Annotated in this window: 13 protein-coding genes; 1 reads left to right on the top strand and 12 read right to left on the bottom strand. The window is 44.8% G+C overall.

All coding sequences use genetic code 11. The features are described 5' to 3' along the window. Positions 1-70: 70 nt before the first annotated feature. The 4 genes from ACESPQ_RS05750 to nagA all read right to left on the bottom strand — a co-directional run bounded on the left by ACESPQ_RS05750 (position 71) and on the right by nagA (position 5392). A complete protein-coding gene (locus ACESPQ_RS05750) occupies positions 71-991 on the bottom strand; it encodes an aldo/keto reductase (protein WP_009587962.1) in 921 nt (306 codons plus the stop codon). Positions 992-1439: 448 nt separating this feature from the next. Then, positions 1440-2303 (bottom strand): aldose 1-epimerase family protein, encoded by an 864-nt coding sequence (locus ACESPQ_RS05745; protein ID WP_009587959.1) that lies wholly within the window; start codon positions 2301-2303, stop codon positions 1440-1442. 79 nt (positions 2304-2382) lie between these two features. Continuing rightward, on the bottom strand, positions 2383-3168 hold the full coding sequence (locus ACESPQ_RS05740) for a Cof-type HAD-IIB family hydrolase (RefSeq protein WP_373144064.1): 786 nt from the start codon (positions 3166-3168) through the stop codon (positions 2383-2385). 1084 nt (positions 3169-4252) lie between these two features. Further along, positions 4253-5392, bottom strand: a complete 1140-nt coding sequence (gene nagA / locus ACESPQ_RS05735) for an N-acetylglucosamine-6-phosphate deacetylase (RefSeq protein WP_009269484.1) — start codon at positions 5390-5392, stop codon at positions 4253-4255. Between the two features lie 203 nt (positions 5393-5595). Here nagA and ACESPQ_RS05730 point away from each other — a divergent pair, with 203 nt between their 5' ends. Then, entirely contained in the window at positions 5596-6795 is a 1200-nt protein-coding gene (locus ACESPQ_RS05730) for an FprA family A-type flavoprotein (RefSeq protein ID WP_002608242.1), read from the top strand. 212 nt (positions 6796-7007) lie between these two features. Here ACESPQ_RS05730 and ACESPQ_RS05725 read toward each other — a convergent pair whose 3' ends face one another. From ACESPQ_RS05725 to ACESPQ_RS05690, 8 genes are all read right to left on the bottom strand, one after another. Continuing rightward, positions 7008-7904: a MerR family transcriptional regulator gene (locus tag ACESPQ_RS05725; protein ID WP_257328428.1), complete on the bottom strand. Its 897-nt coding sequence runs from the start codon at positions 7902-7904 to the stop codon at positions 7008-7010. Between the two features lie 394 nt (positions 7905-8298). Continuing rightward, entirely contained in the window at positions 8299-8916 is a 618-nt protein-coding gene (locus ACESPQ_RS05720) for a thermonuclease family protein (RefSeq protein WP_118002045.1), read from the bottom strand. Between the two features lie 45 nt (positions 8917-8961). Continuing rightward, positions 8962-9237: a hypothetical protein gene (locus ACESPQ_RS05715; protein ID WP_009587912.1), complete on the bottom strand. Its 276-nt coding sequence runs from the start codon at positions 9235-9237 to the stop codon at positions 8962-8964. Beyond that, on the bottom strand, positions 9234-10040 hold the full coding sequence (locus ACESPQ_RS05710; protein ID WP_009587861.1) for a helix-turn-helix domain-containing protein: 807 nt from the start codon (positions 10038-10040) through the stop codon (positions 9234-9236). The genes ACESPQ_RS05715 and ACESPQ_RS05710 overlap by 4 nt, the downstream gene beginning before the upstream one ends. A gap of 71 nt (positions 10041-10111) precedes the next feature. After that, positions 10112-11176 (bottom strand): MerR family transcriptional regulator, encoded by a 1065-nt coding sequence (locus ACESPQ_RS05705; protein ID WP_373144063.1) that lies wholly within the window; start codon positions 11174-11176, stop codon positions 10112-10114. Positions 11177-11329: 153 nt separating this feature from the next. Next, complete coding sequence (locus tag ACESPQ_RS05700; RefSeq protein ID WP_002608236.1) at positions 11330-12250, bottom strand: SufB/SufD family protein; 921 nt, start codon at positions 12248-12250, stop codon at positions 11330-11332. Positions 12251-12259: 9 nt separating this feature from the next. Then, positions 12260-12964: an ABC transporter ATP-binding protein gene (locus tag ACESPQ_RS05695; RefSeq protein WP_002608235.1), complete on the bottom strand. Its 705-nt coding sequence runs from the start codon at positions 12962-12964 to the stop codon at positions 12260-12262. Positions 12965-13589: 625 nt separating this feature from the next. After that, the gene (locus ACESPQ_RS05690; protein WP_002608234.1) at positions 13590-14510 is read right to left on the bottom strand and encodes a hypothetical protein; all 921 of its coding nucleotides are present in this window, start codon (positions 14508-14510) and stop codon (positions 13590-13592) included. Between the last annotated feature and the right edge of the window lie 106 nt (positions 14511-14616).

Genomic DNA, 14616 nt, shown 5'->3' with positions numbered 1-14616 from the left:
ACGATTACAGATGGTAGCCGCTTTTTTCCATGCGGCGTTTGTTTTGCTTCTGCAGTTCAGATCCCGGTTCCTATGGCAACAGATTTCCGGCTGCAACATAGATGGAATACCATTCCTCTCTGGTCAGCGTAATGTCACAGGCTTGTACAATCCCTTCAATGCGCGCAGTATTGACAGAGCCCAGAATCACCTGCATTTGAGCCGGATGGCGAAGCAGCCATGCTGCCGCAATCGCACTGCTGCTGACCTGATATTTCTTTGCTAGTGTCTGAATCCGTGCATTCACCTCGGGAAATTTCGGATTATCGAGGAACACACCTTCAAACATGCCATACTGAAACGGTGACCAGCACTGTATTGTAATATCCTGCAGTCTGCAATAATCCAGTGTACCGTTATCACGGTCAATACCGCGCTGGTCAAAGGTATTGACATTGACACCGGCATCAATCATCGGTGTATGCATGACACTCAGCTGCATCTGATTGATTTCAATCGGCTGCCTGCTGTATTTTTTCAGCAGCTCAATCTGATAGGGATTGTGATTACTGACGCCGAAATGCTTCACTTTTCCTGAGGTATACAATGCATCAAAGGCCTGTGCTACCTCCAGCGGATCCATCAGGGCATCCGGACGATGCAGCAGCAGATAATCGAGATATCCACATTGCAGACGCTCTAGAGAAGCATCCACACAGTGAAGTATGTAGTCTCTGGAAAAATCATAATGTGTTGTTTCACTGCGATGGATACCGCATTTTGACTGAATGAGCATATCCTTTCTTAAAGAAGGCTGTGCCTTCAATACCTTACCAAACAGCTCCTCACAGACTCCTTTTCCATAGATATCCGCATGGTCAAAGAAATTGATACCGAGCTTTAAATCCTGATGAATCAGTTCCTCCAACTCGTTTACGCTCATGGCATCAATACGCATACAGCCCTGTATGATAGCCGGTGCCTGTGTACCTGCAATGCTTATGCTTTTCATATGCTAGCTTCCTCCTCTTTATCAGTTGCCTTCATTATACTTCTTTTTCCTGTACGTGAATACAGGAAACAGCTTTTTTCAGCAATGGAATTCTTATTGCATAGGAAGCAGAGCATTAACGCGAATACCATTTCATTCCCGATTCTGTACTTTGCCAGCTGAATTCAGAAAAGGGCTCCCATTGCCTGCCAAGCCCTTGAAATCTCAATTGCCGGAAGCAGCCCCTGTGTATGAACGCACAACTGCCTCTTTCTGTCCTTCATCCGCAGCATGATATCTGTTCTGCAAGGAGCAGGGTAATTAAAACAGTCTGTAGGTTTTTCATCACCGCATGAAAAGCGCTACTGCCACGGCATGAAAAAGGATATGCAAAGAGCCTTCCTCCTATCCCATATCCGGCTTAGGAAGCACGCTTTCTGCATATCCCTGTTTTTTTAAAATACCTGATTTAAAATACCTGAATTGTATATGCGGTTGTGAATGTTTTTCCTGCGGAAAGTGTCATCGTTCCCTCACGATGGGAGAAGTCTTCCTCCACCCTTGAAAAGTCCGCATGGCCGTACCACGGCTCCAGACAGATAAACGGCGCATTCTTTTTCGCTGTCCAGATTGCCAGATACGGATAGCCGCTGATGGAAATGCGCACACCGTGGTTGTTCGGTCCGGATAATGTCAGATAGGAGCTTTTCATCCCCTGATAGATCAGCGTCGCATATTTCTCGATTTCCTCATAGCTGCAAGGTATCGTCTGCAGCTCCACATCCTCCAGCGTATACGGTTTCTTCTTTTCAGGATCAAACACCAGCTGCTTCAGCTTCTCCGGATTCGAAAAACGCATGGTATAGTCCTCAAATGCCTCTCCCTCGCACAACGGACAATTGAAGCCGGGATGCAGCCCGAATGTAAACGGCATGTCCCGTTCTCCGGTGTTCGTGATACGATAGGTTACCGTAAGGGTATCATCCTGCAGTGCATAGCCTACCTCATAATGAAAATCGAAGGGGTACTGCGCTTTTGTTTCCGCACTGCTGTCAAATGCCATGATGACCTCTTTTCCATCATCGCGTACACAGTCGAGCGTCGCATAGCGAACCAGACCGTGATTTTTCATTGCATATGTTTTGCCATCCATTTCATAGGTGCCATCCAGCGTATTGCCTACCAGAGGAAACAGACCTGGATTTTTCCCTGTCCAATAATCCGGATGTCCCTGCCACATATACTGAATGCCGGTTTCCAGATCGGTAAAGCTTTCAATTTCTCCACCCTTCGCAGTAAAGGTCACCTCATAACGATTATTTGTTAATTTCATACTGCCTCTCCTCTCTCAGTTGTTCATGTCTATTATAGCACAACAAAAAGCAGATTCTCCAGAAACTGCAGGACTTCTCCTATATCCATTCCATCTCTTTACAGAAGTGATATAGTCCATCCTCGTCAATGGAACCGCAGACATAATCCGCTGCCGCCTTTGCTTTAGGATTGGCATTCCCCATAGCAATGCCGATGCCTGCGGCCTGCAGCATCCCCACATCATTGGCACCGTCACCAAAGCATGCGATCTGTTCAACCGGGATATCCCAATGTGCAGCCATCGCCTCTACCCCTTTGCTTTTATCTACGTTTTCCGCTGTGATTTCCAACGTATTGGAGGAATGCGTTACAATAAAGGCATCCTTCATGAGCGCGATGATATCCTCACGCTGTTCCCCGTTTTGCGGATAGGCAAGCATATTAAACACTGTTTCCTGCTCATAGGGCTTTACAACGGGCATATTCAGATACAGCTTGAAAAACTCATCACGGATATTGTGAGGACAAGGTGTTGTCAGACAGTCATTGTCAAAGGTGGAGTACCGCACAGGTATGTGCCTTTGTTCACAGTAGCGGATGAGCCGCTCCACCTGCTCCTGTAACAGGGGAAAGCTGGTGACAGTCTCCTCTTTGCCCATGATGAGTGCTCCCCCATCAAAGATTGCAGCATCAAATGCAAAATCCCGAAAAAAGGCCGGAAGATTACGGACCTCATAGCGACACCGGCTTGTAGCGATACCGATACGGTATCCGTTTTCCTTCAGGCGGTTCAGCGTCTGACGGGTGGTTGCAGGAAAATCATGAATACGATGCGTATACAGCGTATTGTCCACATCAAAAAATAAAGCTTTTATATGTTTCATATACAATCCCTCATTTCATAACGCTTATCATTATAGCATGATAAAGGGATAAAACAAAAGAAGCACCTGGGGAAGTGCTCCTTTTGCTGTTGCTTATTATTTATTTAATAGAAAGGAAAAGTATGAAAAATTTTCTGAGGGGAAAAATTCATATCTGCAGGATTCCTCCTGCATGCTTACAGTATACCGGAAAGTTATATTTTAATTATGTAGAGAACTTGTAAAAATGTGTGTTCTTTCAAGTGCCTGAACCCAAATTATGTGAAGCACATGCAAAAAAGGGCTGTAGAAAGATAAATGTGAAATTCTCACGGATTTGCCAACAAAAAAGGTGCCTTGGGGGAAGCACCTTTTCTGTATATGGTAATTTGTATTTTGAAAGGGAGAAAGTATGAAATACTGTTGGGGGAAATAGTTCATACAGGCAGGATACCTCCTGCCTGCTGATAGTATACAAAATGTATATCAATATATTATGTATAGATCATGGTAAATTATGTGGAATGCATGCATCGGCAAATCGGTAATCATCATTTTTAATCTATTTCATCCACCTGAGAATGTCCTCCCGTTTATTTCCATCAGTGAAGCAGTTCCTGCTTTGATTTTTTTACTATTTTGCCTTTCATTTTCAATCATACTTGAATAACGGTATCGAACGCTTTCCGGTGAAGACCTGATCTGTGCTACAGCTATCCCTCCGGTAAGGGCCGCATAAGGCTTATGGCAACAGCATGCATTTGGTTATATTTCATGACTCCCTGTGCAAACGTATGAATCATCAGGAATCTGTGCGTTTTTCTTTGGTTAACAAAAAAGATGCCTTGGGGGAAGCATCTTCTCTGTATATGATAATTATTATTTTGAAAGGGAGAAAGTATGAAATAATTTTGGGGGAAATCGTTCATACAAGCAAGATACCTCTTGCTTGCCTATAGTATACAAAATGTCTATCAATATATTATGTATAGATCATGGTAAATTATGTGTAATTCAGCGAAGCTCACCCCAAATTATGTGAGCATTGCCGTAAAAATGCTGAAGAAAGGGAATCCTGCGGATTCCCATCTTGTTTCTATTATGATTAGAATGCTTCTTTTCCTCTTACGTAGGTCATTTCGACGGAGTAATCATCATTCAGTACAACGATATCTGCATCATAGCCAGCCACAAGCTTACCTTTGCGATCATCCACATTCAGATATCTTGCCGGATTCAGCGTACAGGAGTTGATTGCATAATCCCAAGGAATCATCGCCTTTTCAACAAGCACCTTCAAGCCCTCATTGACCTTCAGGGTAGAGCCCGCAAGACTCTTTGCGCCGGTCAGATGTGCACTGCCATCCGGATACAGCTCAATTTCATTTCCACCGAAGAGAACCTTTGTCCCGACCGGCAGACCTTTTACCATTAACGCATCCGTAATCATGATGGTATAATCTCTTCCCTTCGCCATGAACAAATCGTTTAATGCATCCGGTGTAGAGTGATTTCCATCACAGATAACCTCACCGAAGGTATCACGGAAACGCATAGCAGCTCCTACCAGACCCGGCTTGCGGTGATGGAACGGTGTCATACCGTTAAAGATATGCGTCATGGAAGTTGCTCCGTTGGCAATTGCCATACCTGCTTCCTCAATCGTTGCCGCAGAATGTCCGATGCTTACGCGGACATCGTTTGCTGCACAGTATCTTGTCAGTTCGAAATCCTCGTCACGCTCGGTAGCCATTGTTATAATTTTAATCAGTCCGTCGGCAGCCTTCTGATACCGCTTGAACTGTTCAACATCCGGTTTTACAATGCACTGCTCCGGCTGTGCTCCCTTGTATACCATATCCAGATACGGTCCTTCAAAATGGATACCGAGGATTTCCGCTCCCTCATAGCCATCCGCTACGACCTTTGCGACATTTTTCACTGCCTTGGTAAGTACCTCCTCTGTCTGTGTGATTGTGGTAGGACAGATTCCGGTAACACCCTCCTCGGGAATGTGTTTCATCCAGTTTCGCAAGCCTTCTTCTTCTGCATCATTGGTGTCAAAGCCATAAGCACCATGTGTATGAACGTCAATGAATCCAGGTACAATTCGTCTTTCACCATAGTCCTTGTCAGCCGGTTTAGCGCCATAAGCGAGAACATTTTTGATTTTTCCATCCTCCAGCTCCAGCTGGGCTTCGATGAATTGACCGAGTACCCATATTCTCTTACTTTGAATAATCATGAAATAGCTCCTCCTTTATTGATATCTTTATTATACTACCCGAATCTTTTAATTTAAACGGGTTTGCAACTTAATTTTCAATTCGTGTACCGTTTCTGCTAAAAACTGCAAACAATGTCACTTATTTAATTTGTGAATAAAAAAATTAAATAAGTGGACATCCTCCTTATATCATATTAAAATAGAAATCAGAGGTGAAAGAAATGAAACAAGCAATACAAATTAAAGAAAATATGTACTGGGTCGGTGTTCATGATTTCAATTGCCGTCATTTTCACGGTGATCTGTTTCCGATTGCAGAAGGGACGACCTATAATTCCTATCTGATTGTCGATGAGCAGGTGACACTGATTGATACTGTTGAGGAAGAATTCTATGATACGATGATGGAGCGTATTCGTTCGGTAATCGGTGAGCGAACCATTGACAATGTTATCGTACAGCATGCAGAGCCGGATCATTCCGGAGGCTTCCTGAAATTTATGAAGGATTATCCCAATGCCAGACCGTATGCCAGCAATGCCGGTGTGGGCATCATGCTGAAGCAGTATTTCAAAAGCTATGATTTTCAAAGGGTGAAAACCGGTGATACCTTGTCCACCGGGCGTTATACGCTTACGTTTGTGGAAATGCCGATGATTCACTGGCCGGATAACATGCTGACCTATGTCGCAGAGCAGAAAATTGCATTCTCCAATGATGCGTTCGGACAGCACATTGCAAGCTATGATATCTTTGATGATGCACACGGTGCTGCCAAGTGTATTGATCGCGCAAAGGATTACTATGCAAATATCGTGATGCCGTATGGTATGCAGGTTGCCAATAAGCTGAAGCAGATTCGGGATATGAATCTTGACATTGATATGATTGCCCCGGCACATGGTATTATCTGGAGAAGCTATCTGCCGGAGCTGTTTCAGGCATATGAGGATTTTGCGACCTTCAAGGCGGTTGATAAGGCGGTCATTGTATATGAAAGTGTCTGGAAGCATACACAGATGATGGCTGAAGCGCTCGCTGAGGGCATGGGAAGAAACGGAATTTGTGTAAAAATCTTCAAATGCTCAATGACCTCCCCCGCAATCATACAAAAGGAACTGCTGGATGCCAAGGCGGTTCTGGTCGGAAGCGGGAATTACAACAATGCCATGGCGGGAAGCATTGCGGCATTTCTGGAAAAGCTCATCACCTGCAAGGTGAAGAATAAAAAGGGGCTTGGCTTTGGTTCCTATGGCTGGGCAAATCTCGTCACAAAGGAAATCAATGCCCGACTGGAAAAGGCAGGAATCACACTGCTGAATGATGAGGTTGTTTCACAGAATTACACGCCGAGTGAAGCGGATTTGGACGCACTGATGGAGCTTGGTAAACAGATTGCTGAAGAAATCAAGGCGATGTAGGTTTGATTCAGCTCTGCCAGTAAGCATATACATGAAAAGCAAGGCACGCAAAATGCCTTGTTTTTTTATGCAGGATTGCTTGTACGTTAACATACACGCTGTAGCACGCAGTACGTTTCTAAAAACGTAGCACAACAATAGCGTACCACCTGCCTGATACTCCCTGTTTCTGCTGTGGATGGCACTGATTTCAAGCACCGATAAAAAGAGCTTTATGATTTTTTCATGAGATGAAAATATTCATCATAGCCCAGATTCAGCTCGGAACAAATCCTATCATTGATTGCAGAAAGGGCATTTCGATATTCCCGATAGGCTGGACTCAGTTTCTCCATATTCGGCAGGAATATATCATTGTAACCGCTTCTTTGCAGCTCCATCATCCAGTGTCGTTTACTGATTGAGGAAGGCAGGTAGCGAAGCAGACAATATTTCTGAACCCGATACTGATGGAGAACCGCCTTTTTCATTTGCGCGTACTGCTTTGCATTCGGTTCCAGTAGCCTTTTCAGCTGTGCATCCAGCCTTGCCTGTATAGCCGCGGCCTGCTGATTTTGCAGAAACCCCGTTAGAAATGTAACGATTCTCATAGACAGCGGCATCTTCAGGTCGGTTGTATCCCAGAATGTGAGAATTGCCTGATAGGCATCCCGCTGCTCCTGCGTCGTGATGGGAATCTGCAGATACGGCAGAAAATGATATAGAAAGAGCTTGCCATAAAAGCCCGGTATCATTTCCTGAATAGCTGCCGCTATCGTTTGATAATCAAGCTGCTCCTGCAGCACCCGGTAATCCTTTGTGCCTGCCAGCATTTGGCGCACTGCCTCCAGCTGTGCAGACTGCTGCTCCAGATGTCTCTGCATCTGTTCTTCAAGCCGCTGCAGCTCCTCTTGCTCCACCTGCGGATCATGCAAAATACGTTGAATGGCGGATAGCTCCATCCCCAGCTTTCGATAAACCTGAATCTGTTGCAGAACAGCTATGTTCTCTTCGGTATACCGGCGATAACCGTTTTCATCCTTTTCCACCTGCAGCAGTCCCTTTTCCTCATAATACTTGATGGCCCGCTTGGTCATTTGTACCTGCTGTGCCACTTCCTGTAGTTTCATGAGATCACCTCCAGCTAAACCATATACCTGTACGCGGCGTACAGGTCAATACAAACAGCCACATTTCTCTCTTATATCATGCGAAAGCAGTGCTTGTAAAGCACACATCCTCTGCACAACCGTTTCCATAACAAAGGCGAAAAGCAATCCCACGGCTTTTGATATGCAGTAACTATCTGTATATAAGCATTGCAGTCACCTTCCCATATGGCAAAGCTGTCGTTAAGATAGGAGCATGAGACCTGCCAGGCTTTTCTTGCCAGAAAATCCCTGGAACCTGCCTGTAGAAAATGCTCCTTTTCTGCATGTATTTCCTTTGCAGCTTAGCTTGTTTGCAGTAAAGAAGCTTTAACAGCAGTTACCGCCTTTCTCACATGAAGGCGCACATTTTCTTTTATTTCCTGCGCAGCTGCTTTACTCCCTTGCGGATATAGCGCTGTTTATTGCGCTTGCCCTTTGCAAAGAACAGCCCGAAAATAATTAAGATTACACCGCCTGCAGCTCCCAATACATACTGTATTGTTTCATTTTGTTCCTCTTCAGCAGCCGATCCATCGCTCCACATATTCAGCTTCTCTTTTTTTGCTTCTTTCTCCAGCGTCTGCAGCTCCTTTGTATATGCATAATCACCATACAGATACTTCACCTCTGCCAGCCCCTTCTTTACAAGCTCCTTTTGCAGCAGGACATCATCCACAAACACCCATGCCAGTGTGCGTCCGTATTTATCCAGCTTATCACTGCCGTCATCATATTCCAGCTCAATCGTTTCCGCAGATTTCAAGACATCACACACATAAGCGCTTGCCTCTTTGCCATAGGGCTCCTTGGTTTTGGTATATTCAGGCGCATTGATTGCCAGAAATCGTACTGTCGTATCCTTGCCATTGATTTTAAAATGTGCGGTGTCTCCATCTGTACATTTGCTAAATTCAACTTCCTCTCTTGTATTTGCCTGTACAGGCAGTGCTGCCATAAGTGCCAGCAGACAAAAAAACATAATTTTCTTCATAATATCCTCTCCATGAGTTTAATTATAATGAAAATTATGTCGTTCTCAAGACTTGCTTTTTTTATTTTTCATAATTCCGGCATTCAGCAACAGCAGGCCCGCTATGGCAGTACAAGATGCTGCCTGCAGATGCAGATGATATACAAAGTATACTACGCCGGCCACGATCAGAAAGACAATACTGCCTCCTGTAGATACAAGAACAGATATCTCCATCTGTTTCTTCGTGGGCTTCATAAGCTGTTCCCGCTTTTTCATAACCCTATGATTTACTGCATCTACACGTCTCTGTAATTCATTCATTTTTTCAACAGGATTCATTTTGCATGCCCCCTTGCATAGATTCCCACAATTGCTAAAATCACAGCTGCAAAAAGATTTCCAAACAGCTGCAGCAGCATCTGACTTAGTCCCCCTTCTGTCAGCCACTGCACAAAGGAATTAAAGAATCCGGACAGTATGACAATGATTGCCAGCTTGAACCATAAGGATATGCGGCTGTGCAGCAATACGAGATAGATAAGAACCGCAAATACATCAGCAGCGGCAGCGATTGTCCAGGTCAGGGGAAGAAAATTTGAAATCGGAAGCTGCAGCGACAGGCAATACAGATAAGGAAACAGCATCACCATTCCCACCAGCATTGTTTTTTCGATCAAATAGCGATGTGACATAAGCAATGCCGTAAGAATCATCCACCCATATATGACAGACACAGCAGCAATCCATGCCCAGCTGATCGCTCCCTCCAGAACATAATTGCACAACAGGCAGATGCCGATGGACAACACAGCAAGTGCACTGAGCATAATCCAAATCCATCGCTGAATACGTTCCCTGTTTTCCTTCACCTTCAAAACAGCATAATCTGCAAGATTCTTTAGATTTTTTTCATTTCCCTGCTTTTGCGTATCCGTTTCCTCATCCCCGAGCAGCTGGGAAACCTCTATGCCAAGCTCCCTGCACAGCGGCAGAAGCAAGGAAATGTCCGGATAGCCTACGCCACGCTCCCACTTACTGATTGTCTTATCACTCACTCCAAGCTTTTCTGCAAGCTCTCGCTGTGTATACTTTAACTTCTTTCTTGCTGCAGAAATCTGCATGCCAATCTCCTTTTGCTGCATACATGCACCTCGTTTCTATACAGGTATCATATCATGCTTTCGCAAAATCACCTATCGACGATTCGTAGATATCAGATAAAGCGTTTGTTTTTCCTGCATTCCCTGTCTTCTTCTGATAAATCAGCCACAAAAATCCACAAAATATCAGAAACCTTATAATTTGTGCATATAAAGCCTTCTTCCGAAAAAATGTGTGTCAGCTCCTCAACGGTTGTAAAATATTCATCCTCCAGCTCTGCTTTCTGCTGTGGGGTACAGTGCTGCTCATACTTCATGCGATCCTGTGCATGCTCAAACATGAGATCAGCAATCACAATGCACCCCTGTCTTCGCAGTACCCGCTTCATTTCGCGAACGGCGAGAAGCCGTTCCTGTGCATCACAGTGGTGGAAAGCATAAGACGCTGTTATGGTATCGAACGAGCATTTTTCAAAGGGGAGGGAAAGAAAGGTTCCCTGATGGAGAAGCATGTCCGGCAGCTTCTTCTTTGCCTGAATCAGCATTTCCAATGACTGATCCACCCCTTCAACTGACAATCCTGCAGCAGCTAAGCGCTCGCTCAGATTTCCGGTTCCACAACCGACATCCAAAACCCTGCCGCCATGCATTTGCGCATGCTTTGCAGTTTCGTCCAGTACATGCTCATATGCCTCATAAAACGGCAGTCCCTGTGCTGTGGGCATATGCACGACCTCATCATACACCTTTGCAAAGGAATCAAAATCCCAGCGATCCTTCCATTCCCGGTTCTTATTTATTTCCTGAAGCAGTCGCTGCATTTCCTTTTGATCCTGCTGCTCCTCATAGGTGTTTGCCAGCATCGCATTCAACTCCTGCGAAATATGATCGCGTACCGCTGTCAGTTCATGCAGGTGCGCGTTTAACAGCTGCAGCTGTTGGAAATACAGCTCCTGCGCATTCCCCTTTTCCCTGCTTAAAAGCTCCCTGATATCCGCAAGTGAAAAATTCATTGCGCGATACAGCAGAATTTTCTGCAATATAGCCCGCTCATCCTCTCCGTAGACACGATAGCCGTTCGTGAGCCGCCGTGAGGCAAGCAGCCCCTTTTTTTCATAAAACCGCAGCACATTCGTATGGATGCCATACAGCTCTGCCAGCTCCTTTATCTTATACATTTGTATCACCTCATGCATATCGTACACCTTCGCTCAGGGATAAGGTCAAGATATATTTCAGATTTCTTTCAGAACAGCAAAAAAAGGAGGTCCTTCTCCCTGTACTGCCTCTGGGAAGAAAACATCTCCTTGTTGTAAATATCATTTTTTTAATCACTTTAAGAAACCGTCCACAATGACCTTTTCCGCTTCCTCGCTGTTTAACCCGAATGTCTGCAGCTTGATCAGCTGATCATTGTTGATTTTCCCGATGGCTGCCTCATGGATGATTTCCGCATCCACATGATTCGCAGCAATTTCCGGTATTGAACTGATTTTTGCTTTTCCCATAATGATGGAATCACACTGAATATGTGCACGGGAACGATTATTTCCCACTGCGATCGGATGAAACACCTGCACGGAAGTATCTTTTCCTACAGATCGGGAAACAATCTGAACAACGCTGTCCTCTCCATTCAGATTCACCGTCACATCCGAATGTGCCTTCTGCTCTCCATGCGTCATCAGCTTTTCATTGATCACCAGCTTGGCAGTTGCACCTAAATTTGCCTCCGTTTTACGAAAGGTGGAGTCAACCCCTTTAATCTGGCTCATATCCATTTTGGCAAAGGAGCCTTCCTCCATATGAATGACGGTTGTCGGATTCAGTATTCTGCCTCCGCTACCGCTGCCTTCTCCATAATGCTTTTCCGTATAGGTAATGCTGGCATTTCTTCCGATATGAAAGGTATGAATTCCGTCATGCTGTGAAGTGTCACAGCCGTCATTGTGAATACCGCATCCGGCTACAATCTCCACATCCGCACCCTCTCCGATATAGAAATCGTTATATACCATATCCTGAATGCCGCTGTCTGTCAGAATAACCGGAATATGTATACTTTCCCCCACCGTATTGTCATCCACGATGATATCGATACCCGGCTTGTCTGTTTTTGCCAGAATTTTTACATGCTCTGTAGAGTGACGTTCCACACCTGCTCCGTTTTTTCTTAAGCTGAAGGCACTGCCCGGCATAAAGCCGCTGATATCCGCTACTGTCTTCAGCAGATTTTTTTCCATCTGTTCCATCTGCCTCACCTACTTTTTAAATTCACAGGAATCAAATTCACTCATAAGTGACGGAAGAATATCATCCCTCTTCCCTTTTGTTTTGATTGCCCCGTTTTCGATAATAATGATTTCATCCGCCAGCTGCATGATCCGCTCCTGATGGGATATCAGGATAATGGACTGTCTGGATTCCCTTTGCAGCTTCTGGAAGGTTTCCACCAGCTTCGCAAAGCTCCACAGATCGATGCCCGCCTCAGGTTCATCGAATATGGAAAGCTTTAAGTCGCGCGCGAGAATACTCGCAATTTCAATCCGCTTTACCTCGCCTCCGGACAGAGAAGCATCCACATCTCTGTTCAGATAATCTTTGGAGCACAGTCCGACATCCGTCAGATAGCTGCAGCAGATTTCCTCATCCAAATCCTTACCGTGTGCCAGGGACAACAGCTTACGCACACTCATTCCCTTAAATCTGGGGGGCTGCTGAAAGGCATAACCGATTTTTCGTTTTGCCCGTTCGTCGATAGACATTGCCGTAATGTCCTCCCCATCAAACAAAATCTCTCCCTCTGTTGGTTTTTCAATCCCCATAATCAGCTTTGCCAGCGTTGATTTCCCACCGCCGTTGGGGCCTGTAATTACGGTAAATCTATTGTCTTCCATCGTCAGACTGATGTTGTTTAAAATCTTTTTTCCATCTACCTCAAAGGATACATTGCGCAATTCCAGCATGTTATCTCTCCTTTTCCAATGCTTTTTCTATTTTATCACAAATACTGTAAAATATATAATGATTTAAAAAAGAAAACAGGAAAATACAGCAGATCGTATTCCTATTTACCTCCAAATTCTGAGCGTATTTGCAAAATACAAGAGATACATAGCGTTGATAGCCATATTCTGATGCTCTTCTATGCTTTTGCAGGTAATGCATTTTTCTATGCTAACGCGATGATTAGTAGCCAAAACGTCTGCACAGCAGTATTCCTTATGGTCTTCAGAAAACAGAAAGGACACATTTGAAATCCGGAAGCAGACAGGAAGCCACAGATCAAAAGCCGGGTTCTTTTTTGCTTCAGAATACACACATAAGCAACGTAAAAAAGAAGAGCTAAACAGAATCTCTCTTATTCGGGGTGCTTTCAAAAGGAGGCATTCAAATACGACAGATAACTTGCAATAGTATCGAATTCTCCTTTATTTTAATTCACCCACAATCAAATAAGAACCAAACCCGATTAGTCAGGCTTTCTTTGTCTTCCGCTTTTTTCCATATTCGGGGACAGCCAATAGCCAACCATTGTTTTTCTCATGCATTGCACAGCAGAAGAACGAGCGCCAGAAGCAGCTGCTGTTTCTAATCTACAGACTCCCTGCACATGCGCTCATAGGCTGCCTGTTCCCTTTCCAGCTGTTGCTGTGTGTGCTGGCGCTCCTGCAATAACGAATCCATAATTTGATCAATTCTACGTTTCGCCTGCTGCAACGATTTTTCCGATTCCCGGATTTTGGACTGCACGAACATATCCGTAAAAATATTATCAAAAAGATAATCCATTGCAACCGTTCCATCAGAAAGCTTCACGGTATTTATCTGAAATCCCTGAACATCCTGAACCTCCTTCTGAAACTTATACAAATTGATTTTCAGCAGTGCGATTTTTTTCTGTGCCTTGTCAACTGCGGAATGCTTCATAGCAGTAGAGAGAATCCCGCCGCCTGCGATATCCATAAAGCCCCAGGAGGATGCACTGTCCAGGCTACGAAGCGCATTTTTCAGCTGATCCAGCACAAGATAGCCGGCCTCTAGTGCTTCCTGAATTTCCTTTAACCGCTGTGTATGCGCATCTACAAGCTGCTTCTGCTCACGCAGCGCTTCTCCGTAGGGAGAATGCTGTATCGCTTCCGCAAGCTCACATTCCGCAAGCTGCTTTCGAACCAGCTCCTCCTGTACGATATTCAGCTCACAGGCATCCATATCCTGCCGCAGTGCCTTAGCATTTTCCTGAAGCTGCCGCACATGAAGTGCAGCCTGCAACGCCTCCTGTTCTTCCTTCACCAGGCGCTCCTCCTTATCCTTTGCAAAAAATGCAAGGATGGAGGCAACGGATGCGGTATTCAGCTTTTCCACATCACGGGTTTCCTTTTTCAGCTGTTTCTCGGCCTGCCGTAAAGCACTCTCCACCTCATGAAGACGCTCGATGCATTCCTCCAGATACAGCTTATCCGATTCAATTTTCTGAAGCTGATGCCGCAGCTCAACGATATCTTTTTTCATATGCTTGCTCTCCCATCTCTTATTTTTATCATAGCACAGCAAACGACGGCAGACAAGAGAAGCATCTTCCTGAATAGCCGTCTGCATAGTTTTTGAATCTGATAAG

The sequence above is a fragment of the Clostridium sp. HGF2 genome, from assembly GCF_964240115.1.
GTDB lineage: Bacteria > Bacillota_I > Bacilli_A > Erysipelotrichales > Erysipelotrichaceae > Clostridium_AQ > Clostridium_AQ innocuum.
This window is presented reverse-complemented; position numbering and strand designations above follow the sequence as displayed.

What these genes read in the sequence shown, in the direction of transcription:
- ACESPQ_RS05745 (WP_009587959.1), bottom strand. Translation starts at nt 2,303, where the DNA reads ATGAAATTAACAAATAATCGTTATGAGGTGACCTTTACTGCGAAGGGT.
- ACESPQ_RS05730 (WP_002608242.1), top strand. Translation starts at nt 5,596, where the DNA reads ATGAAACAAGCAATACAAATTAAAGAAAATATGTACTGGGTCGGTGTT.
- ACESPQ_RS05715 (WP_009587912.1), bottom strand. Translation starts at nt 9,237, where the DNA reads ATGAATCCTGTTGAAAAAATGAATGAATTACAGAGACGTGTAGATGCA.
- nagA (WP_009269484.1), bottom strand. Translation starts at nt 5,392, where the DNA reads ATGATTATTCAAAGTAAGAGAATATGGGTACTCGGTCAATTCATCGAA.
- ACESPQ_RS05700 (WP_002608236.1), bottom strand. Translation starts at nt 12,250, where the DNA reads ATGGAACAGATGGAAAAAAATCTGCTGAAGACAGTAGCGGATATCAGC.
- ACESPQ_RS05705 (WP_373144063.1), bottom strand. Translation starts at nt 11,176, where the DNA reads ATGTATAAGATAAAGGAGCTGGCAGAGCTGTATGGCATCCATACGAAT.
- ACESPQ_RS05750 (WP_009587962.1), bottom strand. Translation starts at nt 991, where the DNA reads ATGAAAAGCATAAGCATTGCAGGTACACAGGCACCGGCTATCATACAG.
- ACESPQ_RS05740 (WP_373144064.1), bottom strand. Translation starts at nt 3,168, where the DNA reads ATGAAACATATAAAAGCTTTATTTTTTGATGTGGACAATACGCTGTAT.
- ACESPQ_RS05695 (WP_002608235.1), bottom strand. Translation starts at nt 12,964, where the DNA reads ATGCTGGAATTGCGCAATGTATCCTTTGAGGTAGATGGAAAAAAGATT.
- ACESPQ_RS05720 (WP_118002045.1), bottom strand. Translation starts at nt 8,916, where the DNA reads ATGAAGAAAATTATGTTTTTTTGTCTGCTGGCACTTATGGCAGCACTG.
- ACESPQ_RS05725 (WP_257328428.1), bottom strand. Translation starts at nt 7,904, where the DNA reads ATGAAACTACAGGAAGTGGCACAGCAGGTACAAATGACCAAGCGGGCC.
- ACESPQ_RS05690 (WP_002608234.1), bottom strand. Translation starts at nt 14,510, where the DNA reads ATGAAAAAAGATATCGTTGAGCTGCGGCATCAGCTTCAGAAAATTGAA.
- ACESPQ_RS05710 (WP_009587861.1), bottom strand. Translation starts at nt 10,040, where the DNA reads ATGCAGCAAAAGGAGATTGGCATGCAGATTTCTGCAGCAAGAAAGAAG.